The sequence below is a fragment of the Streptomyces sp. NPDC001220 genome, from assembly GCF_053597895.1.
Genome location: NZ_JBSFJE010000004.1, coordinates 475,416 through 499,398, shown reverse-complemented (window position 1 = coordinate 499,398; position 23,983 = coordinate 475,416). Strand labels below are relative to the sequence as shown.

The following is a 23,983-nucleotide window of genomic DNA, read 5'->3' as shown; positions in this document are numbered from 1 at the left end:
CCGCGTCGGCGTGTCTGACCACGCTACTTCACGCCGCCCCTGCCCCCGTACGTCCGCCGCCCGCGGCGGTGCGCGATCTCGCCGAGCACGATGTCCACGACGATGAACGCGGCGAGCGGGATCCCGAGCAGGGGCACGAAGTAGCCGACCACCGCGATCACCCCCATCGCCGGGACGAGCAGGTACGGCGGGACCTCCGCCCAGGCACCGCGCGGGATCGGCCGGCCGAAGGCGGAGCCGCGGCCGCGCTGCCACCACATGCGGTAGCCCCACAGGATCAGCAGGATCAGGGAGAGCGCGAGCAGCGCCAGGGCGAGCTGGTTGACGATGCCGAAGAGGATGCCGGTGTGCAGGTCGATGCCCCAGCGGGTGAGTTTGGCGAGCACCGGGTAGTCGGCGAACCGCAGGACGTCGGTCACCTCGCCGGTGGCCGGGTCGACGGCGACGGAGTCCTGTTTCTCGGGCCAGCTGCGCTGGACCTGCCGGACGACGTAGGCGCTGTTCGCGTCGGCGGGCGGGACGATCTCGACGGGGTTGCCGAGACCCTCGGCGCGGGCGGCGGCGAGCACCCTGTCCAGGCCCACGCCGTGGTCGGTGACGGCGCCGGTCATGGACGTCATGTCGTGCCCGGCGTGTTCGCCGCCGCTCGCGGCCGCCGAGACGGACGGGGTGGACTGGCCGAGCGAGGTGCGCAGTTCGTCGATGTTGGCACCGGCGTAGGTGGACCAGGTCAGGCCGGTCGCCGACAGGAAGACGAAACCGGCGGCGGCCCAGACGCCGACACTGCCGTGCAGGCCGAGGGTGCGCCGCCGCCCGCCGGTGCCGCGCACCTTGCGCAGCGCCCGCCGCCGGGAGAACCACAGCACCAGGCCGCCGCTCGCGATCACCCACAGCCAGCTCGCCGCGAACTCGCTGTAGAGCCGCCCGGTGTCGCCGAGGTGCAGATCGCGGTGGAGTTCGTCGATCCAGGTGCGCAGCGGCAGCGCGCCGGTCGAGCCGTACTGTTCGAGCGCGCCGCGCACCTTCCCGGTGTACGGGTCGACGAACACGGCGAGGGTGTGGTCGGCGCCGACGCCCTTCACCCCGGACAGCAGCACCCTGGTGGTCGCGCCGGCCTCCGGGGCGGGCCGTATCGCGGAGACGGTCCCCTCGGGGTGGGCCTCGCGGGCCGCGGCGACCTGCTCGGAGACCGGCAGCTCGGACCTGCCCGCCGGGACGGTCAGCTCATGGGCGTACACCAGCTTCTCGGCCTGGAAGGAACAGGCGTACAGCAGGCCGGTGGTGGCGGCGACGAGCAGGAACGGGGCGACCAGGACGCCGGCGTAGAAGTGCAGACGCAGGACGAGCGGGCGCAGCGGTGCCCAGCGGCTCGGGGGCGCGGCCGGTGGGGTCGGTTTCGGTGCCTCGTCCGATGGGGGTCCCCCCGGTCGAGCGGAGCCGGGATGAGGGGAGGTCGAGGGGGTGATGGACATCGGGGGCTTCTCCGGGGGACTCGTGTGAGAGCGGGGACGGTCCAGTAGTCGGAGAGTGCCGGGAACGAGTTCCCGGCAGGTAAAGTGACCCGCGTCACATTCACGGTCATGGCATGCTGGCGCGATGGCATCTCCCAGTGATCGCGCACCTCTTGCCGAGCGGATCGAGGAACTCCTCGCCGCTGGCGGTCCGTTGCCCATCGTCGCGGCCGGCGACCCGGTCCTGCGGCGCGGAACCGAGCCGTACGACGGCCAACTGGGCCCCGAGTTGCTGGCCCGGTTCGTCGGGGCGCTGCGCGACACCATGCACGCGGCGCCGGGCGTGGGCCTGGCCGCGCCCCAGGTCGGCGTACCGCTGCGGATCGCGGTGATCGAGGACCCGGCGCCGGTACCCGAGGAGATCGCCGTCGCCCGCGGCCGGGTCCCGCAGCCGTTCCGCGTCCTGGTCAACCCGGTCTACGAGCCCGTCGGCGACGCCCGTGCCGCCTTCTTCGAGGGCTGCCTGAGCGTGCCGGGCTACCAGGCGGTGGTGGCCCGGCACGCCGAGGTGCGGCTGCGCGGCCAGGACGAGCACGGCCGCGTGGTCGACGAGGTGTTCACGGGGTGGCCGGCCCGGATCGTCCAGCACGAGACCGACCACCTCGACGGCACGCTCTACCTGGACCGCGCGGAGCTGCGCTCGCTGTCGTCGACGGAGGCGACGGCGGAGCGCTGGACCCAGCCGACCCCGACGACGGCGGCGGCGGAGCTGGGCTTCAAGCTGCCCTGACCAGGACCGCCCCGCGGAACCGCCCCCGAAGGGGCGCGGGGCCGTGTCCATGTACGGCTCCGCCGTGTGGACGCGACCAGCCACGACGGCGCCGCGGACGACCGACGGCGGAGCGCTGGACCGGCCGACCCCGACCCCGACGACGGCGGAGCTGGGCTTCAAGCTGCCCTGACCAGGACCGCCCCGCGGAACCGCCCCCGAAGGGGCGCGGGGCCGTGTCCATGTGCGGCTCCGCCGTGTGGACGCGACCAGCCACGACGGCGCCGCGGACGACCCACGGCCGGAAACCCCCCTTCGGCCCTCAGCCCCGGTACGCCTCGAGCAACCGCAGCCACACCTCGCTCAACGTCGGATAAGACGGCACCGCATGCCACAGCCGGCTGATCGGCACCTGCCCAGCGACCGCGATCGTCGCCGAGTGGATCAGTTCGCCCACGCCCGGGCCCACGAAGGTGACCCCGCGCAGGATCTCCGCCTCCAGGTCCACGACCATCCGGGCACGGCCCTTGTAACCGTCGGCGTACAGCCCCGCCCCGGCGACCGAGGAGAACTCGACGTCGACGGCGCGCACCCGGTATCCGGCCTGCTCCGCCTCCGCGAGGGAGAGGCCGACCGCCGCCGCCTCCGGGTCGGTGAAGACGACCTGCGGTACGGCGTGGTGGTCGGCGGTGGCCGCGTGCGCCCCCCAGGGGCCGTCCAGGAGGGGCGTGTCCGAGGCGCGGGCGGCGATGGTGGCGCCCGCGATCCGGGCCTGGTACTTGCCCTCGTGGGTGAGGAGCGCCCGGTGGTTGACGTCCCCGACGGCGTAGAGCCAGTCGGTGCCCTCGACCAGGAGGGTGTCGTCGACGGTGAGCCAGGAGCCCGGTTCGAGGCCGACGGTGTCCAGGCCGATGTCGTCGGTGTGCGGGACGCGCCCGGTGGCGAAGAGGATCTCGTCGGCCTCGATGCGGTCACCGGTGTCGGTCACGGCCACGACCGTGCCGTTCTCGCGGGTCACCGACTCGACGGAGGTGCCGGTGCGGACGTCGACGCCGGCCTCCTTGAGCGCCTCGGCGACGAGTTCACCGGCGAACGGCTCCATGCGGTTGAGCAGGCCCTTGCCGCGGACCAGCAGGGTGACCCGGGAACCGAGGGCCTGCCAGGCGGTGGCCATCTCGGTGGCGACGACACCGCCGCCGACGACGATCAGCCGGCCGGGCGCCTCCTGGGCGCTGGTGGCCTCCCGGCTGGTCCAGGGCTTGACCTCGGCGAGTCCCGGCAGGTGGGGCAGCTGGGCGCGGGTGCCGGTGGCGACGGCGACCGCGTGCCGGGCGGTGAGGGTGGTGAGGGTGCCGTCGGGGCCGGTCACGGTGACCGTGCGGGGTCCGGCGAGGCGGCCGTGGCCGCGGTACAGGTCGGCGCTGATGCCGTCGAGCCAGGCGACCTGACCGTCGTCCTTCCAGTTCGAGGTGAAGTAGTTGCGGCGGGCGAGGACCGCGGGGGTGTCGAGCGGGCCCTGTACCGCCTGGGCGAGGCCGGGCAGGCGGCGGGCGTCGGCCTGGGCGATGACCGGGCGCAGCAGGGCCTTGCTGGGCATGCACGCCCAGTACGAGCATTCGCCGCCGACGAGTTCGCTCTCCACGACCGCGGTGGTGAGTCCCGCCGCACGGGTGCGGTCGGCGACGTTCTCCCCCACGGGCCCGGCCCCGAGCACAACGACGTCGTAAGCGATGGATTCCGTTTCCGTCATGGGGTCAGTCTCGCGGGTGGTGTGCGCGGGGGCCACACGGGTAGTGGCCGGAATACCCACCCGGTCGGACGTGTTGTGCGGACGGCTCGTCCCGGAGCGGGGCGCCCCCCACATCAGGAAGAGGGAAGCACGCATGAGCAGCACCGTGGAACTCACCAAGGAGAACTTCGACCAGATGGTCAGCGAGAACGGGTTCGTTCTCATCGACTTCTGGGCGTCCTGGTGCGGCCCGTGCCGTATGTTCGCCCCGGTCTACGAGAAGGCCGCGCAGGACAACCCGGACCTGGTCTTCGCCAAGGTCGACACCGAGGCGCAGCCCGAGCTGGCCGCGGCCTTCGACATCCAGTCGATCCCGACCCTGATGATCGTCCGCGACCAGGTCGCCGTCTTCGCCCAGCCGGGTGCCCTGCCGGAGGCCGCGCTGACGGACGTCATCGGCCAGGCCCGCAAGCTGGACATGGACGAGGTGCGCAAGAGCATCGCCGCGCAGCAGGGCAGCGCGCAGGGCGAGTGACGGCCTGCCGCCCGGGTGACAAGCCATCGCTTGAGTAACGACACATAGCCGCAGTTAGATTTTCTAACCGCGGCTATGTCTTTAAGATCGTCCGCCGTGGGGGGCGGTCCCGCAGCGAGTGAGGCTTGCCATCTCCTCCTCCGACAGCCGCAGCGCGCCGGCCGCCATGTTCTGCGCCAGGTGGTCCGGATCGCCGGTCCCTGGGATCGCCAGCACGTGCGGCCCCTGCTGCAAGGTCCAGGCCAGCCGGACCTGGGCGACGGACACACGGTGCGCGCGGGCGACGGCGTGCACCGCCTCGCCGTCACCGGCGACCGGACCCGCCTCGCGCCCCGGCCCGGCGATCGCGAAGAACGGGACGAAGGCGAGGCCGAGTTCACCGCAGAGCCGCAGAAGTGCCCGTTCCCCGCTCGCCGCTCCGATCCCGTACGGGTTCTGCACGCAGACGACGGGGGCGATGGCCCGGGCCTCGGTCAGCTGCTCGGCCGTGACGTTGGAGAGGCCCAGGTGGCGGATCAGCCCGGCATCGCGCAGCTCGGCCAGCGCGCCGAAGTGCTCGCCGATCGAGCCGGTCCGCCCGCTCGGCGGCACGCGCAGGTTCACCACGTCCAGGTGATCGCGGCCGAGCTGGCGCAGGTTCTCCTCGACCTGGCCGCGCAGTTGGGCCGGTGCGGCCCACCACCACGCGCCCGAGGGGTCGCGGCCCGGCCCCACCTTGGTGGTGATGACCAGTTCCTCCGGGTACGGTGCCAGCGCCCGGTTGATCAGCTCGTTGGCGGAGCGCGTCGCCGAGAAGTAGAAGGCGGCGGTGTCGATGTGGTTCACGCCGAGCTCGACCGCCCGCCGGAGCACGCCGATCGACCGGTCGCGGTCCCGCGGCAGACCGCGGTCGAAGGGCTCGGTACCCGTCAGGCGCATCGCGCCGAACCCGACGCGGTTGACGGTCAGGTCACCGAGTCGCCAAGTACCCGCGGCTGCCGAGATGTTCGTGCGTGGGCTCATGACATGGATCTCCTCTGGCGGACGGGAAACGGGGACCCGGCGGGTGGGCGCGACGCGTTCGGGGCGCTCGGCGGGGCGAGCACGTCGAAGCGGGTCGGCCGGCGCCGGGGCGGGCGGCATGAAAAAAGCCTCCCTGGGGGACCGGAATCCGCACCAGGAAGGCTCACGCGATGATCGCCATTCTAGCAGCAGGGCATGGGGCCGATCATGCGGGGGGGTGCGGCAGCCCCATGGATGACGGCCCTCACCCCCGGGCAGCGGGGCGAAGGACGCCTCGGCCCGGACCACTCGATCTGGCGCGGCTCAGAAGGGGTACGGCGCCACGTCCCCGCGCACGGTCGTCCAGCGCACGTCCGTGAACGCCTCGAGGTTGGACTCGCCGCCGAACCGTGCCCCGGTGCCGGAGGCGGCGACGCCGCCGAAGGGGGCCACGGCCTCGTCGTTCACCGTCTGGTCGTTGATGTGGACGATGCCGGTCGGGATGCGTTCGGCGAGGTCCAGACCGCGCGCCGCGTCCCGGGTGACGATGCCGAGAGAGAGCCCGTAGGCGCTGTCGGCCGCGAGGGCGGCGGCCTCGTCGGCGTCGGCGAAGGCGCGCACGGGCGCCACCGGCCCGAAGACCTCCTCGGCGTAGGCGGGGGTGCGGTCGTCGACGCCCGAGATGACGGTCGGCCGGTAGAAGAGGTTCTCGTGGGTGCCGCCGGCGGCCAGTTTCGCGCCCTGTGCGGTGCTCGCCTCCACCAGACCGTGGATCTTGGCGAGTTGGGCGTCGTCGATGATCGGGCCGAGGTGGACCTGCTCGCGGTGCGGGTCGCCGACGGCCAGGGAGTCCGCCTTGGCGGCGAGGCGTTCGACGTACTCCTCGACCAGGGAGCTGTGGACCAGGTGCCGTCCGGTGGTCATGCAGATCTGGCCCTGGTGGAAGAAGGATCCCCAGGCGGCGGTGGAGATCACCGCGTCGAGGTCGGCGTCCTCCAGGACGATCAGGGCGGAATTGCCGCCGAGTTCGAGATGGGCACGCTTCAGACGGCGGCCCGCGGCCTCGCCGACCGCGCGGCCGGCGGCCGTCGATCCGGTGAAGGAGATCACCGGTATCCGCGGGTCCTCGACCAGCGCCGCACCGACGCCGGCCGCACCGGGCAGTACCTGCAGCAGCCCCTCCGGCAGGCCGGCCTCGGCGAACACCGCGGCGAGGGAGAGCCCGCCGCAGACGGCGGTGCGCGGGTCGGGCTTCAGGACCACCCCGTTGCCCAGCGCGAGGGCGGGCGCCACCGAGCGGATGGAGAGGATCAGCGGCGCGTTGAAGGGCGCGATCACCCCGACCACACCGACCGGGACCCGGCGGGTGTACGACAGCCGGGGCGCCTCGCTGGGCAGCACCTGGCCCACCGGGCGGGAGGCGAGGGCGGCGGCCTCGTAGCACTCCTGGGCGGCGACGTGCAGTTCGAAGTCCGCCTTGCCGGGTATGGAGCCGGACTCGCGGACGAGCCACTCGCGCAGTTCGTCGGCGTGCTCCGTGAACAAGTCACCTGCGCGGCGCAGGACTTGGGCCCGCACGAAGTGCGGTGCGCGGGCCCACTCGCGCTGCGCGGCGCCGGCCGCCGTGGCGGCCGGGGAGACGTCCGCGGGGGCGGCCAGGGTGACCGTGCCGAGCGTGTCGCCGGTGGCGGGCTCGGTGACGGCGTACTGCGGGCCGGACAGGGCGCTCGCCTGCCAGGTCTTCGGGTCGAGCAGCGGCATGACGGCTCTCCGATCGATCACCGGGGTTGCGCGGCCCACGGCGCCCGTGAGCCGTTTTGTTGAGCGCGCAACATCCTAGTCAGGGGGCCCGGAAAAGCACCGCCCCGACCAGGGTGACCCATCAGCTGGACTCGCGCCGTACCACCGAGGCGCCGAGCACCTCGTGCGTCTCCGGTGCGCCGCCCGGGTCGCGCACCACGCGGTCGACCAGTTCGGCGAGCTCACGGCCGGAGGGCAGTTCGATGTGGATCGTGGAGAGCCGGGGCCGCAGCAGCCGGCCGAGCATCAGGTCGTCGGCGCCGACCACGGCGGCGTCCTCGGGGACACGCACGCCCTCGTCCTGGAGGGCGCGCATTAAGAGCATCGCGTACTCGTCGTTGTACGCGAACACCGAGTCGACCCCCAACTCCCGCCAGTGCGCGGCGAGTTCGGACGCAGACTCCTCCGTGAAGCCGAGCGGCAGCTCGGTCACCGTGGCGTCGGTGCCGTACAGGGCCCGGCGGACGCCTTCGAGGCGGGGCCGGGAGTAGGTCTCCAGGCCGGTCTCCTCGGGGACGACCACGCCGATGCGGCGCCGCCCACGGGCGTACAGATGGGCGCCGGCGCAGCGGCCGACGGCGTCATGGTCCATCAGCAGGGCGTGTGCGCCGTCGACCCGCTCGGGGCCGAGGGTGACCACTGCGCGGGCACCGGCCCGTTTGAGGACGGCGACGCCCTCGGTGCCGAGTCCGGCGCCCGGGACCAGCACGGCCACCGGTCTCAACTCGGCCCAGGCACGGGCGGCTTCGTCCCCGCTCAGGCCCGCGGTGCCGTACTGGACGACCGTGTAGTCGAGGCGGCTGAGGGCCCACTGGAGGTCGTTGATGAACTGGCCGTAGAGCGGGCCCATCGGCATGGCCGGGGCGGGCATCAGGACCATCCGGCTGTGGCCGGCGCGCAGACTGCGGGCGGCCGCGTGCGGGACGTACCCCAGTTCCTTCGCGGCCTCGTGGACCCGGCGGCGGGTGGGCTCACTGATCCGTACGGCACTGGTGTTGTTGAGGACGTAGGAGACGGTCGCGCGGGAGACGCCGGCCAGACGGGCCACATCGGCGCTCGTGGGGACCGAGCGCGGAGTCGGCAACGCTGCCGAGGGCGTATTCGGTATCTGCACCATGACGTACGGCATCTTGGCAGAAGGCCGGGGAGGGGGGACCGGCGGGGCAAGGTGGTTCACCGTTGCACGAATTGGGCCCACCATGCCCCCCGTCGCACCACTCACGACGCCGCCCAGAATGCCGGTCAGGACGCAGCTCGCGGCGCCCTCACGACGCCCCTCACGACGCCCCTCGCGAGGCCCCTCGCGACGCCGCTGACGACACGCCGCTACGAACATGTTCGTTCCGAACTTGTTCGCGACGAACATGTTCGTTACAGTCGACGCATGCCAGCAACCCCCCGCTCCCGCCGGGAGCGCCCCGCCAAGCCCGCCCTGACCAGAGAGGGCATCGTCGGCGTCGCCGTGGAGGTCCTGCGCGCCGAGGGCCTGCAGAAGGTCACCATGCGGCGCCTGGCACAGGAGCTCGACACCGGCCCGGCCTCGCTGTACGTCTACGTCCGCAACACCGCCGAGCTGCACGCGGCGGTCCTGGACGAACTGCTCGGCACCCTGGCCCCGGCTCCGGCCGAGGGTGACTGGCGGGAGCGGCTGGAGCGGGTGCTCGTCGCGTACACGCAGCTGCTCCTGGAGTATCCGAGCCTCGCCCGCTCCGCTCTGACCGCGTGGCCGAGCGGCCCGCACTACCTGGACCTGATCGAGAACCTGCTGGGCCTGCTCGACGAGGGCGGGGTACCGCGCGAGCGGGCCGCCTGGGGCGTCGACCTGCTGCTCCAGCGCGCCACCGCGACCGCCGCCGAACACGCGGGCGGGGAGTCCCGGGGTGACTGGGACGCGCTCGGCCACGCGCTCGGCGAGGTGTCGGAGCGGACCCATCCGCACATCGCCGCCGCGTCCGGGCTGCTCCTGTCGGGGCCGCCCGGGGCCCGTGCGTCCTGGGCCTTCCAGGCCCTGATCAACGGCATCGAACGTACCGCCGTACCCGAACCTCACGACTAGGAGACCACCATGTCGGTTCCCCACCACCCCGTAGCGATCATCGGCGCCGGTCTCGGCGGCCTCACCCTCGCCCGGGTGCTCCATGTGCACGGCGTCCGGGCCGCCCTCTTCGACCTCGACGCCTCCCCCGCCGCCCGCACCCAGGGCGGCATGCTCGACATCCACGACGACTCGGGCCAAGTGGCCCTGCGCGCGGCCGGGTTGTACGAGGAGTTCCTGACGCACGTGCACGCCGGCGGCCAGGCGGTGCGGGTGCTGGACAAGGACGCCCGGGTCCGTTACGCGGCGGCCGACGACGGCACCGGCGGACGTCCGGAGATCGACCGGGGCGATCTGCGCCGGATGCTGCTCGGCTCGCTGCCCGAGGGCGTGATCCGCTGGGGCACGAAGGTCACCGGCGCCCGCCCGCTCGGCGACGGCCGGCACGAGGTGCTCCTGGAGGACGGCGGCTCCTTCACCACCGACCTGCTGGTCGGCGCCGACGGCGCCTGGTCGCGGGTGCGCCCGCTGGTCTCGGACGTCCGGCCCGCGTACTGCGGCGTGTCGTTCGCGGAGGCCGACCTGCCGGACGCGGACGTACGGCATCCGGTGAGCGCCGAGGTCGTCGGCGGCGGGATGCTGTTCGCGCTCGGCAGCGGCCGGGGCATCCTGGCCCACCGCGAGAGCGACGGCAGCCTGCACGTGTACGCGGCGGTCGAGGCACCCGAGGAGTGGCTGGACGGGATCGACTTCACCGACAGCGAGGCGGCCAAGCGGGCCGTCCTCCGGTCCTTCGACGACTGGGACAAGAGCCTGCGGGCGCTGGTCGCGGACGCGGAGGGCGCGCTGACCCCGCGCCGGATCCACGCGCTGCCCGCCGGCCACCGCTGGGACCGGACACCCGGGGTCACGCTGCTCGGCGACGCGGCCCATCTGATGTCACCGTTCGCCGGCGAGGGCGCCAACCTGGCCCTGATCGACGCGGCCGACCTGGGCCTGGCCCTCGCCGGGCACCCGGACGACACGGAGGCCGCCCTGGCCGCCTACGAGGCCCGGATGTTCCCGCGCGCCGAGGCGGCCGCGGCGGAGTCCGCGGCGGGCAGCGCCCTGTTGTTCCAGGCCGACGCGCCGCGGGGCCTGGTCGGGATGTTCAGCGCCGGCCGGCCGGACGTCAGCGCGGCGGCTCCGTCCGCGTGACCCGGGCGACCAGGTCGATCCAGCCGGCCTCCAGGCGCTCCATCGGCATCCCGCACTGCCTGGTCAGGTGGTGGACCAGGGCCGGGTCGAGGTACGCCAGCAGGGTCTGGGCGAGCAGTTCGCAGTCGGCCTCCGGCTGGATCCGGCGCAGCAGCATCGTGGCATGCGTGCGCAGCGCCTGCATCGGCGGATTGGCGTAGCGCCGGGTGGGCTCCGGCTGGGCGGCCAGCTGCAGGTCGAGCTGCTCGGCCGCGCGGTACAGCACCGCGACGCCGAACGCGCGCAGCCGCTCGACCGGCGGGGCACCGGGGCCCAGCGGCGGCGGCCCGCCCAGGAAGTCCGCCTGGAGCCGGCGCGAGGAGTGGTCGAGCAGCGCCATCAGCAGTCCGGTGCGGTCACCGAAGCGGCGGAAGACCGTGCCCTTGCCCACCTCGGCCGCCGCGGCCACCGCCTCCATGGTGACGCCTGCCACTCCGTGCTCGGCGATCAGCCGCCCGGCGGCCTCCAGCAGCCGGGCACGGTTGCGGGCCGCGTCCGCGCGCAGGCACGGCTCTTCGGGGGCCGGCCCCACGTCGAGCAATTCGGGTGCGTCGAAGGGCTCCTGGGGCTGCGGGAAGGGCGGCAGGACGCTGGACATGAAGACAGCGTAAAGCATCGGGAACAGAACTGGACCGCGGTCCGTTTGGGGTGTTAGAAATTAACCGGACCTTGGTCCGGATTCGTAACAGCAGTGTTTCAGCCCCCTTGGAGTTCCCCCATGTCTGTCCGCATCCTTGCGCTCGTCGGCAGCCTTCGCGCCGGTTCGCACAACCGCCAGCTCGCCGAGGCGGCCGTCAAGCTCGCCCCCGAGGGTGCCGAGGTCGAGGTCTTCGAGGGCCTGGCCGACATCCCGTTCTACAACGAGGACATCGACGTCGAGGGCGGCGTCCCGGCCGCCGCCGCGAAGCTGCGCGCGGCCGCCCAGTCCGCCGACGCCTTCCTGCTCTTCTCCCCCGAGTACAACGGCACCATCCCGGCCGTCCTGAAGAACGCCATCGACTGGCTGTCCCGCCCGTACGGCGCCAGCGCCTTCGGCGGCAAGCCGGTCGCCGTCGTCGGCACCGCCTTCGGCCAGTACGGCGGCGTGTGGGCGCAGGACGAGGCCCGCAAGGCCGTGGGCATCGCCGGCGGCAACGTGATCGAGGACATCAAGCTCTCCATCCCCGGCTCGGTGACCCGCTTCGCCGAGACCCACCCGGTCGACGACGCCGAGGTCGCGGCCCAGCTGACCGAGGTCGTGGCGCGTCTGCACGGCAACGTGGGCGTCGCCGCCTGAGGCACCGCCCGACGGAGGAGCCGGGGCTCGGTGAGCCCCGGCTCCTTCGCGTCCCGGCCGATGCGGCCCGGCCGATCGCGCCCAGGTCGATCGCGCCCCGGCCGATCACATCCCGGCCGATCGCGTCTCAGTCGATCGCGGCGAGCCGCTCGACGGCCGGGGCCACGAAGCTCTCCATCCACCCCGAGGTCTCCCCCAGGCGCGGGCCCACGATGACGGTGTCGACGCCGAGCTTGGCGTATCCCTCGATGTCCCGGGTGAAGGCGTCCAGGTCGCCGTCGGTGGCCGCGTCCCCGGTGTACGCGATGGTCTTGCGAATGGTGTCGTAGTCGCGCCCGACGGTGTCGCAGTGCCCGCGCAGCACCTCCAGCTTGTGCCGCAGCTCCTCCGCCGAGGAGGGGATCAGATTGCAGGCGTCGGCGTACTGGGCGACCAGCCGCAGGGTCTTCTTCTCGCCCCCGCCGCCGATCATGATCTCCGGGTGCGGGGAGCTGACCGGCGCCGGCACGCAGAGCGTCTCGGCGAGCCGGTAGTGCTTGCCCTCGAAGGGGCCGTTGTTCTCCGGGTCCCACATCTGCAGGCAGATCCGCAGAGTCTCCTCCAGCCGCTCGAAGCGCTCCGCGATCGGCGGGTACGGCACGCCGAGACCATGGTGCTCACGGTCGTACCAGGCGGCCCCGATGCCCAGCGTGGCCCGGCCGCCCGACACCACGTCCAGGGTGGTGGCGATCTTGGCGAGGAGTCCCGGGTGGCGGTAGGTCACCCCGGTCACCAGGGCGCCCAGCCGGACGGTGGAGGTGCGGCCGGCCAGGTAGCCGAGGGTGGTGTAGGCCTCCAGCATGGGGTCCTCGGCGCCGCCGTTGAACTCCATCTGGAAGTAGTGGTCCATCACGGAGACCCAGCTGACGCCCGCCGCCTCGGCCGCGGCACCGGCGGCGGCGAGTTCGGCGCCCAGCGCGGGGCCGCCGCCAGGATGATTGAACCGGTTGATGTGCACGCCCACGCGCATGGCCGTTCTCCGTTCCGCCCGGATCGTCTTGTGTCCGTCCGACGCTAGAACTTCGAGCGCTCTCGAAGTCAAGGTCCGGGCGTCGGGCTACGGCCGTGTCCTCGACGCGCCCGGCCTGGTGACGGTGGTGCCCTCGGCCGGGACGGCGGACCACCCGCCGGACGGCGGGGAGCTTCCGCCGTCCGGCGGTCCGGCCGGCCGGACGGGAGCGCGGATCATGGCCGTACGAGCCGTCCGTTCCGTCACCGCCGCGAGGAGCCGCCATGACCTCCGTACCGCCCCCGTTCGACCCCGAGCTGGCCGCCGCCCTGGAGCTGATCAGGGAGATGATCTCGCCGGGGTTCACGCTGGACGACATCGACACGGTCCGGCAGAGCGAGGGGATACGGCTGCTCGCCGAGCTGGACCTCACCATGGACGGGGCGTTCGAGGTGGCGGACCTCACGGTGCCCGGTCCGGCGGGCGCCCCCGAGGTGTCCCTGCTGATCTGCCGGCCCACCGCGCCGCCCGTCCCCGCCCCGCTGCCGGTGATCTACCACGTGCACGGCGGCGGCATGGTGATCGGCAACAACCGGGTGGGGGTGGACGTCCCGCTGGCCTGGGCGAGGGAATTGGGCGCGGTGGTGGTGTCGGTGGAGTACCGGCTGGCGCCCGAGCACCCGCATCCGGCGCCGGTCGAGGACGTGTACGCCGGGCTGCTGTGGACGGCGGAGCACGCGAAGGACATCGGCGGCGATCCCGAGCGGATCGTGATCGCGGGAGCCAGCGCGGGCGGCGGCCTCACCGCCGCCCTGGCGCTACTCCTGAGAGACCGTCAGGGTCCTGCGGTGATCGGCCAGATGCTGATGTGCCCGATGCTGGACGACCGCAACGACACTCCGTCCAGCCACCAGATGAAGGGCCTCGGGGTCTGGGACCGCACGGCCAACGAGACCGGCTGGACCGCCCTCCTCGGCGACGCCCGCGGCGGCCCCGGCGTCTCCCCCTACGCGGCCCCCGCCCGCGCCACCGACCTCACGGGCCTCCCCCCGGCCTTCCTCGACGTCGGCTCCGCCGAGACCTTCCGCGACGAGACCGTCGCCTACGCCTCCCGTATCTGGCAGTCGGGCGGCATCGCCGAACTCCACGTCTGGCCCGGCGGCTTCCACGGCTTCGACGGCTTCGCCCCACAGGCCGCCCTGTCCCAGTCGGCGAGGACGGCCCACACGGACTGGCTGCGCCGGCTGCTGGCGCGCTGAGGATCGCGCGGCCCGGCGGTCAGCGCAGGCCCGGGGCCCGGCGGTACGGCGGCCTTGGGCCTGCGTCGGCCGTGATGGCGGCGCAGGCGGGGAGGGACGCGCAGGGGTGGGCCGGGGTGAGGAGGGTGTTGTGGGCGAAGTGGAGGTGTCGGGGGTCGCCGCAGTCGGGGGCGGGGGGCCAGGCGCCGGGGTAAGTGCGGCGGGGGAGCCAGGTGGGGACCTTGTTGTCCCAGTAGTTGCCGAGGTAGCGGATGTTCTGGACCGGGCGGTCGCCCCAGTTCTCGCTGCAGCCGCCGATCGAGGCGACGTAGTCGTGCACGACGTTGTCGCGGACGGTGATGCGGTTGCTGGAGTCGTCGGTGTAGATGCCGACGTTCCAGATGCCGTGGGCGCTGTCGGTGACGGCGTTCCGGGCCACCAGGGCGCCGGCCGCGTAGGAGGGGCCCTGTTCGCCGCGCAGGTAGATGCCGCCGCCGTCGGCCAGCAGGCGGTTGGTGGCGAAGACCCGGTTGCCGAGGATGCGGTTGCGGCGGGTCAGGCCGCGCAGGTCCTCGCTGGGGCCGGAGAGGATGCCGGTGTAGGGGACGTGGTCGACCTGGTTGTGGGCGATGAGGGTGTCCTGGGTGGCGCTGTTCCAGATGCCGGAGGCCGCCCGGTACTCGACGCCGATGTGGTGGATCCAGTTGTCCGTGACACGGTTGCCCGTGTTCGTGCCCCGGGTGGCCGGGGGCAGGACGCCCAGGGCGACACCGCCGTCGGAGATGTCCGTGAAGACGTTGCCGGTCACCGTGTTGTGCGAGCTGTCGGCGGCGAAGTCGACGCCCTGGCCGCCCAGATGGGTGAACCGGTCGCCGCTCAGGGTGATGTGCTCGGCGTGCCGGAAGGTGACGTTGCCTGGCACGGTGAGCGCCGTGATGTCACCGCCTTTGCCGGGGCGCATGTACATGCTCCAGGCGGCGGCGAAACCGGCCCGCTCGTTCGGCGCCAGCCAGGTGGCGTGGGCGAAGGTCAGGCCGCGCAGAGTGATGTCGTGCACGGGGTGCGCCGCGGAGCCGCCGGTCCCGCTGAGCAGGGTCTGGAGGGCGGGGGCCGTCACCTCGGTTCGGGTCATGTCCTCGCCCGGGCGGGGGCGGTAGAGAAGGGTGTGGTGAGCGGGGCTGGAACGGTCCAGGTACCAACTACCGGACCCGCCCAGGAAGTTCGGGGCGTTCTCGACGTCGTGGGTCTGGGTCAGGGCGTCGGCTCCGTACAGGGCCCGGGCCATCCGCCAGCAGGGCTGGTCCATGGTGATCGCGGTCCGGCCGGCGGCGGTCCTGGAGATCGCGGCGACACCGCAGCGGCCCTCCACGTAGTCGTAGCGGTAGACGACTTCGAGGTCGGCCGGGTGGCGCCAGGCGAGCGGGATCCTGCTGGTGGTGGTGTAGCCGGTGGCCGTCAGTCTCGGTTTTCCGGGCAGGGGTGCGTTCCGGGCCGCGCGCGGGGCGCGGCGGCCGTCGACGTAGAGCTGACGGGTCTCCAGGGTCCCGACGTCGGCCCGCCAGACGCCGGGCCGCCCGGGGTCGGGGCGCCAGCCGGTGACCGGGCGGCCGCCGCTGAGGGTGACCGGCTCCTGGTGCGCGGTGCCGTAGCCGTACGCCTGGTAGACCACCCGGTGGCCGTGCCGGCCCGAGTCGGCCGGGGTCAGGCGGAGGGGCGCGGTCAGGCGGTAGGTGCCGCCGCGCAGGTTGACCGTGATCTCCGCGGTCATGCGCGGGGCCATGGCCCGTACCGCCCGCTGGGCGCGAGCCGGTGTGGCGAAGGGCCGGTCCAGGGTGCCGGGCCCGTGGTCGTCGCCCCAGGGGGCCACGTAGAGCTGAGTGGTGGGTGGGTGGTTCGGGGCCGGTGCGCCGGCCGTCGACGCCAGTACGGCCGCCATGGCCAGGGCCGTGACCGCACTCCCCCGTGCTGTCCTCACGTGTTGCCTCCCGCTCGTCGGATGGGTCCATCGTGGAGCGGGCGAGGGTGCCGGGCAGTCGGCCGATCGTCTGTGCGTGGGTCACTTTGGTCGTCGGCCGGGCGACTGGAGTTGGTCGTCGGCCGGGCGACCGGAGGAGGAGCCGGCGGTCCGGCGGCCGGCGCCCTCCGGCGACGGCCGCCGACTCCTGGCGCGGGACGCGCTCAGCCCCCGTTCGCCGCCGCCTTCTTGATCGCCTCCCTGATCCTGGAGTAGGTGCCGCAGCGGCAGACGTTCTCGATGCGGTCGATGTCGGCGTCCGTCGGGTGCGGGGTGCGTTTCAGGAGGGCGGCGGCCGCCATGATCTGGCCGGGCTGGCAGAAGCCGCACTGGGAAACGTCGCAGTCCAGCCAGGCCTGTTGGACGGGGTGCAGGGTGTCGCCGTCGGCGAGGCCCTCGATGGTGGTGACCGCACGGTCCGCGCAGTCGGCGACCGGGACCGTGCAGGGCTGGATCTCCTCGCCGTCGAGGTGACTGGTGCAGGCGCGGCAGACGCCCACCCCGCAGCCGTACTTGGGGCCGGTGACGCCCAGCACATCGCGCAGCACCCAGAGCAGAGGCATGTCGGCGGGTGCCTCGACGGTGACCTGTTCGCCGTTGAGGACGAAGGAGTACGAACGCATCGGTGCCTTCAGGGAGTCGGGAGACGGTGGGTCAGAAGTCGAGGGGGAAGGTGCGGGGTTTCGTGCCGGTCGCGCGGGCGTAGGCGTTGGCGACCGCGCCAGCCGCCGCGGGGACGCCGAGTTCACCGGCGCCGCCCGGTGCCCCGCCCGAGGGGAGGATGTGCGCCTCGAACAGGAGGGGGGCGTGCCGCTGGCGGGCCCAGTGGAAGTCGGCGAAGCTGCCCTCGCGCACCGCCCCCCGGTCGATGTGCAGCCCGGCCCGCAGCACCGTGGAGACGCCGTCGACGGCGGTCCCCATCAGCTGTGCCTCCAGGCCGCGCGGGTTGACGGCCGTACCGACGTCGGCGGCCATCACCACCTTGGTGACCCGGGGGTTCTTCGGGTCGGTGGCGTCGATCTCGGCCAGGCAGGCGACGGCGGATCCGTACTCCTCGTGGACGGCCACGCCCTGGGCGGTGCCCGCGGGCATCGCGCGGCCCCAGTGGCCGGCGGCCGCAGCCTTGGCGAGTACGGCCTTGACCGCCTTGCTCCGCAGGGTGGTGCGGCGGAAGGCGACCGGGTCCCGGCCCAGCGCACGGGCGATGTCGTCGACGACGATCTCCTCGGCCGTGCGCATCGTCCCGGAGTCCACCGAGCGCCAGGCGCCCAGCGGCATCGGCAGCTCGATGCCGCCCGAATCGCCGCTCACACGGCCGAAGTTGTACAGCCCGCTGTCGCTGGGCAGCGGTCGTACCCCGGCCGCCTGTGCGGTCAGGCCACTCTCGTCGGAGGACTCCCCCACCGAGGCCGTCAGGTGCTGGAAGGCCACCACCCGGCCGCCGGCGACACTGGCCCGGATCCGGTGGTGGCTCGCGGGGCGCATCCTGCCGTGCCGGGTGTCGTCGTTGCGGCTCCACATCAGTTTCACGGGCTTGCGGGCCGCCCTGGAGACGAGCGCCGCCTCGATGGCCGCGTCGAAGTTGAGCCGGCGCCCGAACGAGCCGCCGCCGCGCACCACGTGGACCCGTACCGCCGAGGTCGCCAGTCCCAGCAGGTCGGCGATCGTCTCGCGGGCGTCCATCGGCGTCTGCGAGGAGAACCACAGCTCGGCGCGGTCGGAGCGGACGTCGGCGACCGCGGTGAGCACCTCCATCGGGGCATGGCTGACGAAGGCGAACGCGAACTCGCCCTCGACCTGGGTCGATCCGCGGGGCGGGGTGCCGAGGCGGGGCACCGCGGCCCGCAGCCGGGCGCGGATCTCCTTGTCCGACAGGGGCGCCAGCGGACCGGCGGCCCAGGTGATCCGCAGCGCGTCCCGGGCCTGGAAGGCGTGGTGGAAGGTGTCCGCCAGCACGGCGACACCGCCGGGGATCCGCACGATCGCCTGGACGCCGGGCAGGGCGCGGGCCGCCGTGTCGTCGAGGGAGACCAGCTTGCCGCGCAGGGTCGGTGGCCGGGCCACCACGGTCGGTCTCGCCCCGGCCACCGCCAGGTCCCCCGCGTACTTCGCGGCGCCGGTGACGATGTCCCGGGCGTCGATCCTGGTCGTCGGCTTCCCGATCACCCGGTGCCGGGAGGCCGGCTTGGGCTTGCTCGACACCTCCGGGACGTGGATCCGGGCGGCGCTCGCGGTGAGGGAACCGAAGGTGGCCGTCCGGCCGTCGGGGGCGAGGACCCGGGTGTTCCAGGTGCGCAGGGTGTGCGCGGGAAGCCGCCAGCGCCGGGCGGCCGCGGTCACCAGCCGGGCGCGCGCGGTGGCGGCCAGCCGCCGGGCCGGGTCGTACAGCGAGCTGACCGAACTGGAGCCGCCGGTGTACTGGTTGCCCCTGGCGCGCGCGTCCGCGAGCGGGATCCGCACGTCGGCGAGGCGGGCGTCCAGCTCCTCCGCGATCATCATCGCGACGGCGGTGGTGATGCCCTGGCCGACCTCGGCCCGGGGCAGCCGTACCACGACCTGGTTGGCGGCGGTGACCTCCAGGACGAGCATCTCCTCGTCGGTGCCGGTCACCACGACGTCGGAGGCCGGGGTGGCGCCGTCGGCCCGTGGGGTGTCGCAGCCGAGCGGGGCGGCGAGCGTGAGGGTGGCCGCGGCCACCGTGTAGACCATGAGTTTCCGGCGGGACGGTCCGGTGGCGGCCCGCACGGGCTCGTTGCGGTCCAAGCGGGGCTCCTGGCGGTCGGTGGCTGTGTCGACGCTGTGTCTCGACAGCTAGGAGGGACGGGCGTCCGTAACGGTTGCCTGCCGCGCCCGGCTCTCCTCGCCGTACCGCCGGATGGCGCATCATGGCGGTATGAAGGAGCTGGCGGGGCGGCTGGCGGCGGTGGACCCGGATGCCGGGGCCGCCGTCTCGGTGATCGCCTACTTCGACCGGCTGGCCGAGAGCCGGGCCGGTCTGGAGGCACTGGTGCGCGGGGCCGCCGTGCTCGCCGGGTGTCCGGCTCGGCTGGTCGACGAGGAGCGGCGGGTCCGGCTGCGGGTGGAGCCGGACGGCCGGCGAAAGGACGGCACCGGCGCTCCCGATCCCGGCTGGCCGGGTGCGCCGCTGGTGCCGGGCGGGCCGCCGGCGCTCTGGCTGGAGCGGACCGGGTCCGACGGGCCGAGCGTCGTCGACGCGGTGATCCTGGAGCGGGCCTCGGCGGCCGTACGGTCCGTGCTCGACCGCACCCGGGGCCGGGCCCCGGCGCCGCCGGTGGACGATCCGGCGCTGGTCGAGACGGTCCTGGACGCCGACGCCCCGCTACCGGCCCGGCTGCACGCGGCTCGGCGGCTCGGTCTGGACACCGGCGACCCGTCGGTGCGGGTCCGGGCGGTGGCGGCGGCCGGCGCTCCGCCCCGGATCGTGGCGGACGGGCAGACGGTGGCGACGGCGGGACGCGCGGGCGTGGGTCAGGCGGTGGCCGTGGCGGATCTCCCGCGCTCCTGGGCCGCGGCCCGCACCGCGCTGCGGTTCGCCCCCGACGGCCCCGCGCGACAGCCGGGGCCTGCCGTCGTGCACGCCGAGGAGCTGGGCGGCGTCGCGCTGCTCGCCGATCTCGTCGTGCCCGGTGCGGAGCCCGCGCCGGACGTCCGGGCCGTGGAGGCCGCGGCCGCGGACGCGCCCTGGATGCTGCGCACGCTGCACGCGGTCGCGTCGACGGCGAGCCTGCGGGCGGCCGCCGCCGAGGTCAGCGTCCACCACTCGACGCTCCAGGACCGGTTGACGCACGCGGAGCATCTGCTGGGCTGGCCGGTGCGCACCCCGCAGGGCCGGTTCCGGCTGCAACTCGCCCTCACCATGCGGCAACTGACGCGGAATCAGTAGACGTCCCGGACGTAACGCCGCTCCGAGGCGAGCTGTTTGACGTACGCGGTCGCCTCGCCCTCGGACAGTCCGCCGTGCACGGCGGCGATGTCCTTCAGGGCTCGGTCGACGTCCTTGGCCATCCGGGAGGCGTCGCCGCAGACGTAGAAGTGGGCGCCGTCCTGGAGCCAGGACCACAGCAGCGGGCCGTGTTCGCGCATCCGGTCCTGGACGTACACCTTGGCCCGCTGGTCGCGGGAGAAGGCGGTGTCGAGGCGGCTCAGGGTGCCCTCGGCGAGCAGGGCGGTGAGCTCCTGTTCGTAGTAGAAGTCGGTCGCCCGGTGCTGTTCGCCGAAGAACAGCCAGTTGGGGGCGCGATGGCCACGGGCGCGGCGCTCCTGGAGGAAGCCGACGAACGGCGCCACACCGGTGCCGGGGCCGACCATCACCATGGGCGTCGCCGGGTCGGCGGGCGGGCGGAAGTGCGGGGAGCGCTGGACGTGCACCGGGACCGGGGTGCCGGGCTCGGCGTCGGCGAGGAACGGGGAGCAGACGCCCTGCCGGGGCCTGCCGTGCAGGTTCTCGTAGCGGACCACGGAGACGGTGGTCGAGACCAGGTGGGGGTCGGTGAGCGGACTGGACGAGATGGAGTACAGGCGCGGTTGCAGCCTGCCGAGGACCCCCGCCCATTCCCCGGCGTCGGCACGGATCCCGAACTCGGCGGCGACGTCGACGGCTTGCCGCCCCCAGGACCACCTGGCCAGCTCGTCCTTGTTGTCCGGGCGCAGCAGTTTGCGCAGCTCGCGTGCGTCACGGGTGCGTTCGGTGGCGAAGCGGAGCAGGTCCGGGGTGATCCGGGTGATGTCGAGGTGCCGCAACAGGGCCTCGGAGAGAGTGACTTCACCGACTCCGTCGACACTCACGCCGGTCTCTCCGTCGAGGCCGGTGACGGTCAGCCACTCCGCCACCAGGTCCCGGGAGTTGAGGGGGCGGACGGCGAGCGCGTCGCCCGCCTCGTAGACCAGCGGCATCGCGCTGTCGCGGGTGTCGAAGGTGAAACGGCGCACCTCCTTGCCGGCGCCGGGCAGGCTGAGCAGCCGGTTGCCGACGAGCCGGGCGGTGCTGGGGGCGGGCCGCCTGGACCGGGCGGGCGCGGGGGCGGGGGCGGCCGCGGCAGCCCCGTCCTCGAGGGCGGCCAGCACCTGGTCCAGCCAGGACTCCGCCTGGGTCTCGTAGTCGGGTTCGCAGTCGGTGCGCGGGGCGAGCCGGACCGCGCCGAGTTCGTCCATACGACGGTCCAGGCGCCGTCCGTGCCCGCAGAAGTCGTCGTAGGAGGAGTCGCCGAAGGCCAGGACGGCGTACCGGCGCCCGGCCAGCCGCCCGGCGTCGAGGGCGGCGAGGCCGTCCCAGAAGCCGGCGCCGTTGTCGGGGGCGTCGCCGTCACCGAAGGTGCTGGTGATCAGCAGCAGGTCGGCGCCGGTGGGCAGGGCGGCCGGATCGGCCTCGTCCATGGCGACCAGGGAGGCCGGGTGGCCGCCCGCGGTGAGGCGTTCGGCGGTGGTGGTGGCGAAGTCCTCGGCGTTGCCGGTCTGCGAGGCCCAGAGGATCACCACCTGGCGGGTGGCCGGCCCTGCCGCCGTGGCCTCCGGCGCCGGTGCACGGGAGTACATGCCGGCGAGGGTGCCGTTGACCCAGCGGGCGTGTTCGGGGCTGAACGGCGCGTCCGGGGGCAGGACGGGGACGCCGGGTGCACCGGCCGGGATGCCGGCGAGGAAACCGACCAGGTACTGCCGTTCGGGTTCGGTGAGGACCGGCGGCGGGGCGGGGTCGAGTCCGAAGACGGAGGCGGCGGCAGCGGAGGCGGGGGCGGCCGTGGGCGGCGCGGCCGGAGTCTCCTCGACACCCGGCCGCCGCACGCTCACCGGTGTGGAGACCTTGGTCAGCGACACCGCGCACACCTTCAACTCGGGCTGGAAGGACAGCGGATCGACCGCGTCGCTGGTCACCGCGTTGACGCTGAGGTACTCGCCGAACAGGTCGTTCCAGTGGAAGGGCGCGAAGCAGGCACCGGGCAGCACCCGGTCGGTGACGACGGCCGGCAGCACGGCCCGGCCGCGCCGGGAGGCGACCTCCAGGGAGTCGCCGTCGGCGAGGCCGAGCGCGGCCGCGTCCTCGGGGTGGACCTCGACGAACGGGCCGGGGTTGAGCTTGTTGAGCTTGGCGACCTTCGCGGTCTTGGTGAGGGTGTGCCACTGGTGCTGCAGGCGGCCGGTGTTCAGGACGAACGGGTAGTCGTCGTCGGGCATCTCGGCGGGGTCCAGGTGCGGGCGGGCGTGGAAGACGGCGCGGCCGGAGGCGGTGGCGAAGGTGAGGGTGCCGTCGGGGTTGACGTACCGGATCGGGTTGCGGTCGGGGCCGTCAGCGGTGGGCGCGGGCCACTGCACCGGGGTGCCGCGCAGCCGGTCGTAGCTGACTCCGCGCAGGTCGTAGCCGGTCCCCGGGTTGTGGAAGCGTTTGATCTCCTCGAAGATCTGCTCGGCGCTGTCGTAGCGGAAGCCGTCCTCGAAGCCCATCGCGCGGGCGACGGCGGCGATCAGCCGCCAGTCGGCGGTGGCCTCGCCGGGCGGGTCGGCGGCGGGACGGGCGAGGGTGAGGTTGCGCTCGCTGTTGATCAGGACGCCCTCGGACTCGGTCCACAGGGCGGCGGGCAGCACGATGTCGGCGTAGGCGTTGGTCTCGGTGTCGGTGAAGACGTCCTGGGTGACGACGAGCTCGGCGGCCTCCAGGCCCTCGATGACGGTCCGCCGGTTGCCGACGGAGGCGACCGGGTTGGTGCAGATGATCCAGCAGGCCTTGATCTCGCCGTCGGCCATCTTCCGGAACATCTCGACGGTGCCCTTGCCGACGCCGTCGGCACGGACGGTGCCGGGCTCCAGCCCCCACACGTCCTCGGCGAAGGCCCGGTCGGCGTCGACCAGGACCGACCGCTGACCGGGCAGGCCCGGTCCCATGTACCCCATCTCCCGGCCGCCCATGGCGTTGGGCTGGCCGGTGAGGGAGAAGGGCCCGCTTCCGGGGCGGCAGATCCTGCCGGTCGCGAGGTGTAGGTTGACCAGCGCGTTGGTGTTCCAGGTGCCGTGGGTGGACTGGTTGAGGCCCATGGTCCAGCAGCTGGTCCACTCCGCCGCCTCGCCGATCAGCCGGGCGGCCGCGCGCAGGTCGGCCTCGGGGATGCCGGTGATCGCGGCGACGGCGGCGGGCGGGTAGCCGGCCAGGAGGTCCGGCATCGCCTCCCAGCCCTCGGTGTACGCGGCGATGAACTCGGGATCGGTGTGCCCGTTCTCGTACAGGAGGTGGAGCAGGCCGTTGAGCAGGGCGAGGTCGGTGCCCGGTTTCACCTGGAGGAAGAGGTCGGCCTTCGCGGCGGTGGCGGTGCGGCGCGGGTCGACGACGATCAGTTTCGCGCCCGCCTTCACCCGGTCCATCAGACGCAGGAAGAGGACGGGGTGGCAGTCGGCCATGTTGGCGCCGATGACCAGGAAGACGTCGGCCCGGTCGAGGTCCTGGTACGAGCCGGGCGGCCCGTCGGCGCCGAGGGACAGTTTGTAGCCGGTGCCCGCGCCGGCCATGCACAGCCGGGAGTTGGACTCGATGTTGTTGGTGCGCAGAAAGCCCTTGGTGAGCTTGTTCGCCAGGTACTGGGCCTCCAGGCTCATCTGGCCGGAGACGTAGAGGGCCACCGCGTCCGGTCCGTGTTCCTCGACGATCGCGCGCAGCCGTCGCGCGGTCTCGGCGACGGCGGTGTCCACGGCCGTGGGGACGGCCTCCTCGCCCCGCCCGGGCCGCAGCAGGGCGGTGGTCAGCCGGCCGGGCGCGGCGAGCAGGTCGGCGGTGGTGGCGCCCTTGGTGCACAGCCGGCCGAAGTTCGCCGGGTGCTCCTTGTCGCCGGAGGCCTTCAGGACGGTACGGCGGCCGTCCGGGCCGCTGCCGACGTCCAGGACCATGCCGCAGCCGACCCCACAGTACGAGCAGACCGTCCGCATCTTGG

The 23,983-nt window shown here is 73.5% G+C and carries 19 protein-coding genes; 8 read left to right on the top strand and 11 right to left on the bottom strand.

Going from position 1 to position 23,983, the window contains the following annotated elements:
- Positions 1-23: 23 nt before the first annotated feature.
- Positions 24-1,472 (bottom strand): PepSY-associated TM helix domain-containing protein, encoded by a 1,449-nt coding sequence (locus ACWDGI_RS12840; RefSeq protein WP_450758243.1) that lies wholly within the window; start codon positions 1,470-1,472, stop codon positions 24-26.
- 124 nt (positions 1,473-1,596) lie between these two features.
- Here ACWDGI_RS12840 and ACWDGI_RS12835 point away from each other — a divergent pair, with 124 nt between their 5' ends.
- Positions 1,597-2,241, top strand: a complete 645-nt coding sequence (locus ACWDGI_RS12835) for a peptide deformylase (protein ID WP_450758241.1) — start codon at positions 1,597-1,599, stop codon at positions 2,239-2,241.
- A gap of 43 nt (positions 2,242-2,284) precedes the next feature.
- Positions 2,285-2,413, top strand: coding sequence for a hypothetical protein (locus ACWDGI_RS12830; RefSeq protein ID WP_450758239.1), 129 nt, complete (start codon positions 2,285-2,287; stop codon positions 2,411-2,413).
- 129 nt (positions 2,414-2,542) lie between these two features.
- Here ACWDGI_RS12830 and ACWDGI_RS12825 read toward each other — a convergent pair whose 3' ends face one another.
- A complete protein-coding gene (locus tag ACWDGI_RS12825) occupies positions 2,543-3,970 on the bottom strand; it encodes a dihydrolipoyl dehydrogenase family protein (RefSeq protein ID WP_450758237.1) in 1,428 nt (475 codons plus the stop codon).
- Between the two features lie 133 nt (positions 3,971-4,103).
- Between ACWDGI_RS12825 and trxA the strand changes: the two genes are divergently transcribed.
- Positions 4,104-4,484, top strand: a complete 381-nt coding sequence (gene trxA, locus ACWDGI_RS12820) for a thioredoxin (protein ID WP_450758235.1) — start codon at positions 4,104-4,106, stop codon at positions 4,482-4,484.
- An 81-nt stretch (positions 4,485-4,565) separates the two neighbouring features.
- On the opposite strand, the gene ACWDGI_RS12815 is transcribed toward trxA, so the two are convergent.
- The 3 genes from ACWDGI_RS12815 to ACWDGI_RS12805 all read right to left on the bottom strand — a co-directional run bounded on the left by ACWDGI_RS12815 (position 4,566) and on the right by ACWDGI_RS12805 (position 8,394).
- On the bottom strand, positions 4,566-5,486 hold the full coding sequence (locus ACWDGI_RS12815; protein ID WP_450758233.1) for an aldo/keto reductase: 921 nt from the start codon (positions 5,484-5,486) through the stop codon (positions 4,566-4,568).
- 303 nt (positions 5,487-5,789) lie between these two features.
- Positions 5,790-7,226: an aldehyde dehydrogenase family protein gene (locus ACWDGI_RS12810; protein ID WP_450758231.1), complete on the bottom strand. Its 1,437-nt coding sequence runs from the start codon at positions 7,224-7,226 to the stop codon at positions 5,790-5,792.
- A 121-nt stretch (positions 7,227-7,347) separates the two neighbouring features.
- The gene (locus ACWDGI_RS12805; protein ID WP_450758229.1) at positions 7,348-8,394 is read right to left on the bottom strand and encodes a LacI family DNA-binding transcriptional regulator; all 1,047 of its coding nucleotides are present in this window, start codon (positions 8,392-8,394) and stop codon (positions 7,348-7,350) included.
- 255 nt (positions 8,395-8,649) lie between these two features.
- On the opposite strand from ACWDGI_RS12805, the gene ACWDGI_RS12800 reads away from it, so the two are divergent.
- The gene (locus ACWDGI_RS12800) at positions 8,650-9,321 is read left to right on the top strand and encodes a TetR/AcrR family transcriptional regulator (RefSeq protein ID WP_450758227.1); all 672 of its coding nucleotides are present in this window, start codon (positions 8,650-8,652) and stop codon (positions 9,319-9,321) included.
- Between the two features lie 9 nt (positions 9,322-9,330).
- Entirely contained in the window at positions 9,331-10,497 is a 1,167-nt protein-coding gene (locus tag ACWDGI_RS12795; protein WP_450758225.1) for an FAD-dependent oxidoreductase, read from the top strand.
- On the opposite strand, the gene ACWDGI_RS12790 is transcribed toward ACWDGI_RS12795, so the two are convergent.
- The gene (locus ACWDGI_RS12790) at positions 10,472-11,152 is read right to left on the bottom strand and encodes a TetR/AcrR family transcriptional regulator (protein ID WP_450758223.1); all 681 of its coding nucleotides are present in this window, start codon (positions 11,150-11,152) and stop codon (positions 10,472-10,474) included. The two genes, ACWDGI_RS12795 and ACWDGI_RS12790, sit on opposite strands and share 26 nt — an antisense overlap.
- Positions 11,153-11,254: 102 nt before the next feature.
- On the opposite strand from ACWDGI_RS12790, the gene ACWDGI_RS12785 reads away from it, so the two are divergent.
- The gene (locus ACWDGI_RS12785) at positions 11,255-11,812 is read left to right on the top strand and encodes an NADPH-dependent FMN reductase (protein ID WP_450758221.1); all 558 of its coding nucleotides are present in this window, start codon (positions 11,255-11,257) and stop codon (positions 11,810-11,812) included.
- Positions 11,813-11,939: 127 nt separating this feature from the next.
- On the opposite strand, the gene ACWDGI_RS12780 is transcribed toward ACWDGI_RS12785, so the two are convergent.
- Entirely contained in the window at positions 11,940-12,821 is an 882-nt protein-coding gene (locus tag ACWDGI_RS12780) for an LLM class F420-dependent oxidoreductase (protein ID WP_450758219.1), read from the bottom strand.
- A 263-nt stretch (positions 12,822-13,084) separates the two neighbouring features.
- Here ACWDGI_RS12780 and ACWDGI_RS12775 point away from each other — a divergent pair, with 263 nt between their 5' ends.
- Positions 13,085-14,059, top strand: a complete 975-nt coding sequence (locus tag ACWDGI_RS12775; protein ID WP_450758217.1) for an alpha/beta hydrolase — start codon at positions 13,085-13,087, stop codon at positions 14,057-14,059.
- Positions 14,060-14,078: 19 nt separating this feature from the next.
- Here ACWDGI_RS12775 and ACWDGI_RS12770 read toward each other — a convergent pair whose 3' ends face one another.
- The 3 genes from ACWDGI_RS12770 to ACWDGI_RS12760 all read right to left on the bottom strand — a co-directional run bounded on the left by ACWDGI_RS12770 (position 14,079) and on the right by ACWDGI_RS12760 (position 18,761).
- Positions 14,079-16,013 carry a right-handed parallel beta-helix repeat-containing protein gene (locus tag ACWDGI_RS12770; protein ID WP_450758215.1) on the bottom strand — a complete coding sequence of 645 codons (1,935 nt, stop codon included), beginning with the start codon at positions 16,011-16,013 and terminating at the stop codon, positions 14,079-14,081.
- 203 nt (positions 16,014-16,216) lie between these two features.
- A complete protein-coding gene (locus tag ACWDGI_RS12765) occupies positions 16,217-16,675 on the bottom strand; it encodes a (2Fe-2S)-binding protein (protein ID WP_450758213.1) in 459 nt (152 codons plus the stop codon).
- A gap of 31 nt (positions 16,676-16,706) precedes the next feature.
- The gene (locus ACWDGI_RS12760) at positions 16,707-18,761 is read right to left on the bottom strand and encodes a molybdopterin cofactor-binding domain-containing protein (protein ID WP_450758503.1); all 2,055 of its coding nucleotides are present in this window, start codon (positions 18,759-18,761) and stop codon (positions 16,707-16,709) included.
- Positions 18,762-18,945: 184 nt separating this feature from the next.
- Between ACWDGI_RS12760 and ACWDGI_RS12755 the strand changes: the two genes are divergently transcribed.
- A complete protein-coding gene (locus ACWDGI_RS12755; RefSeq protein ID WP_450758211.1) occupies positions 18,946-19,956 on the top strand; it encodes a helix-turn-helix domain-containing protein in 1,011 nt (336 codons plus the stop codon).
- On the opposite strand, the gene ACWDGI_RS12750 is transcribed toward ACWDGI_RS12755, so the two are convergent.
- Positions 19,950-23,978 carry a molybdopterin-dependent oxidoreductase gene (locus ACWDGI_RS12750; protein WP_450758501.1) on the bottom strand — a complete coding sequence of 1,343 codons (4,029 nt, stop codon included), beginning with the start codon at positions 23,976-23,978 and terminating at the stop codon, positions 19,950-19,952. The two genes, ACWDGI_RS12755 and ACWDGI_RS12750, sit on opposite strands and share 7 nt — an antisense overlap.
- Positions 23,979-23,983 lie beyond the last annotated feature (5 nt).

What these genes read in the sequence shown, in the direction of transcription:
- ACWDGI_RS12810 (WP_450758231.1), bottom strand. Translation starts at nt 7,226, where the DNA reads ATGCCGCTGCTCGACCCGAAGACCTGGCAGGCGAGCGCCCTGTCCGGC.
- ACWDGI_RS12800 (WP_450758227.1), top strand. Translation starts at nt 8,650, where the DNA reads ATGCCAGCAACCCCCCGCTCCCGCCGGGAGCGCCCCGCCAAGCCCGCC.
- ACWDGI_RS12825 (WP_450758237.1), bottom strand. Translation starts at nt 3,970, where the DNA reads ATGACGGAAACGGAATCCATCGCTTACGACGTCGTTGTGCTCGGGGCC.
- trxA (WP_450758235.1), top strand. Translation starts at nt 4,104, where the DNA reads ATGAGCAGCACCGTGGAACTCACCAAGGAGAACTTCGACCAGATGGTC.
- ACWDGI_RS12785 (WP_450758221.1), top strand. Translation starts at nt 11,255, where the DNA reads ATGTCTGTCCGCATCCTTGCGCTCGTCGGCAGCCTTCGCGCCGGTTCG.
- ACWDGI_RS12780 (WP_450758219.1), bottom strand. Translation starts at nt 12,821, where the DNA reads ATGCGCGTGGGCGTGCACATCAACCGGTTCAATCATCCTGGCGGCGGC.
- ACWDGI_RS12795 (WP_450758225.1), top strand. Translation starts at nt 9,331, where the DNA reads ATGTCGGTTCCCCACCACCCCGTAGCGATCATCGGCGCCGGTCTCGGC.
- ACWDGI_RS12835 (WP_450758241.1), top strand. Translation starts at nt 1,597, where the DNA reads ATGGCATCTCCCAGTGATCGCGCACCTCTTGCCGAGCGGATCGAGGAA.
- ACWDGI_RS12750 (WP_450758501.1), bottom strand. Translation starts at nt 23,978, where the DNA reads ATGCGGACGGTCTGCTCGTACTGTGGGGTCGGCTGCGGCATGGTCCTG.
- ACWDGI_RS12840 (WP_450758243.1), bottom strand. Translation starts at nt 1,472, where the DNA reads ATGTCCATCACCCCCTCGACCTCCCCTCATCCCGGCTCCGCTCGACCG.
- ACWDGI_RS12805 (WP_450758229.1), bottom strand. Translation starts at nt 8,394, where the DNA reads ATGCCGTACGTCATGGTGCAGATACCGAATACGCCCTCGGCAGCGTTG.
- ACWDGI_RS12790 (WP_450758223.1), bottom strand. Translation starts at nt 11,152, where the DNA reads ATGCTTTACGCTGTCTTCATGTCCAGCGTCCTGCCGCCCTTCCCGCAG.
- ACWDGI_RS12815 (WP_450758233.1), bottom strand. Translation starts at nt 5,486, where the DNA reads ATGAGCCCACGCACGAACATCTCGGCAGCCGCGGGTACTTGGCGACTC.
- ACWDGI_RS12775 (WP_450758217.1), top strand. Translation starts at nt 13,085, where the DNA reads ATGACCTCCGTACCGCCCCCGTTCGACCCCGAGCTGGCCGCCGCCCTG.
- ACWDGI_RS12760 (WP_450758503.1), bottom strand. Translation starts at nt 18,761, where the DNA reads ATGGTCTACACGGTGGCCGCGGCCACCCTCACGCTCGCCGCCCCGCTC.
- ACWDGI_RS12765 (WP_450758213.1), bottom strand. Translation starts at nt 16,675, where the DNA reads ATGCGTTCGTACTCCTTCGTCCTCAACGGCGAACAGGTCACCGTCGAG.
- ACWDGI_RS12755 (WP_450758211.1), top strand. Translation starts at nt 18,946, where the DNA reads ATGAAGGAGCTGGCGGGGCGGCTGGCGGCGGTGGACCCGGATGCCGGG.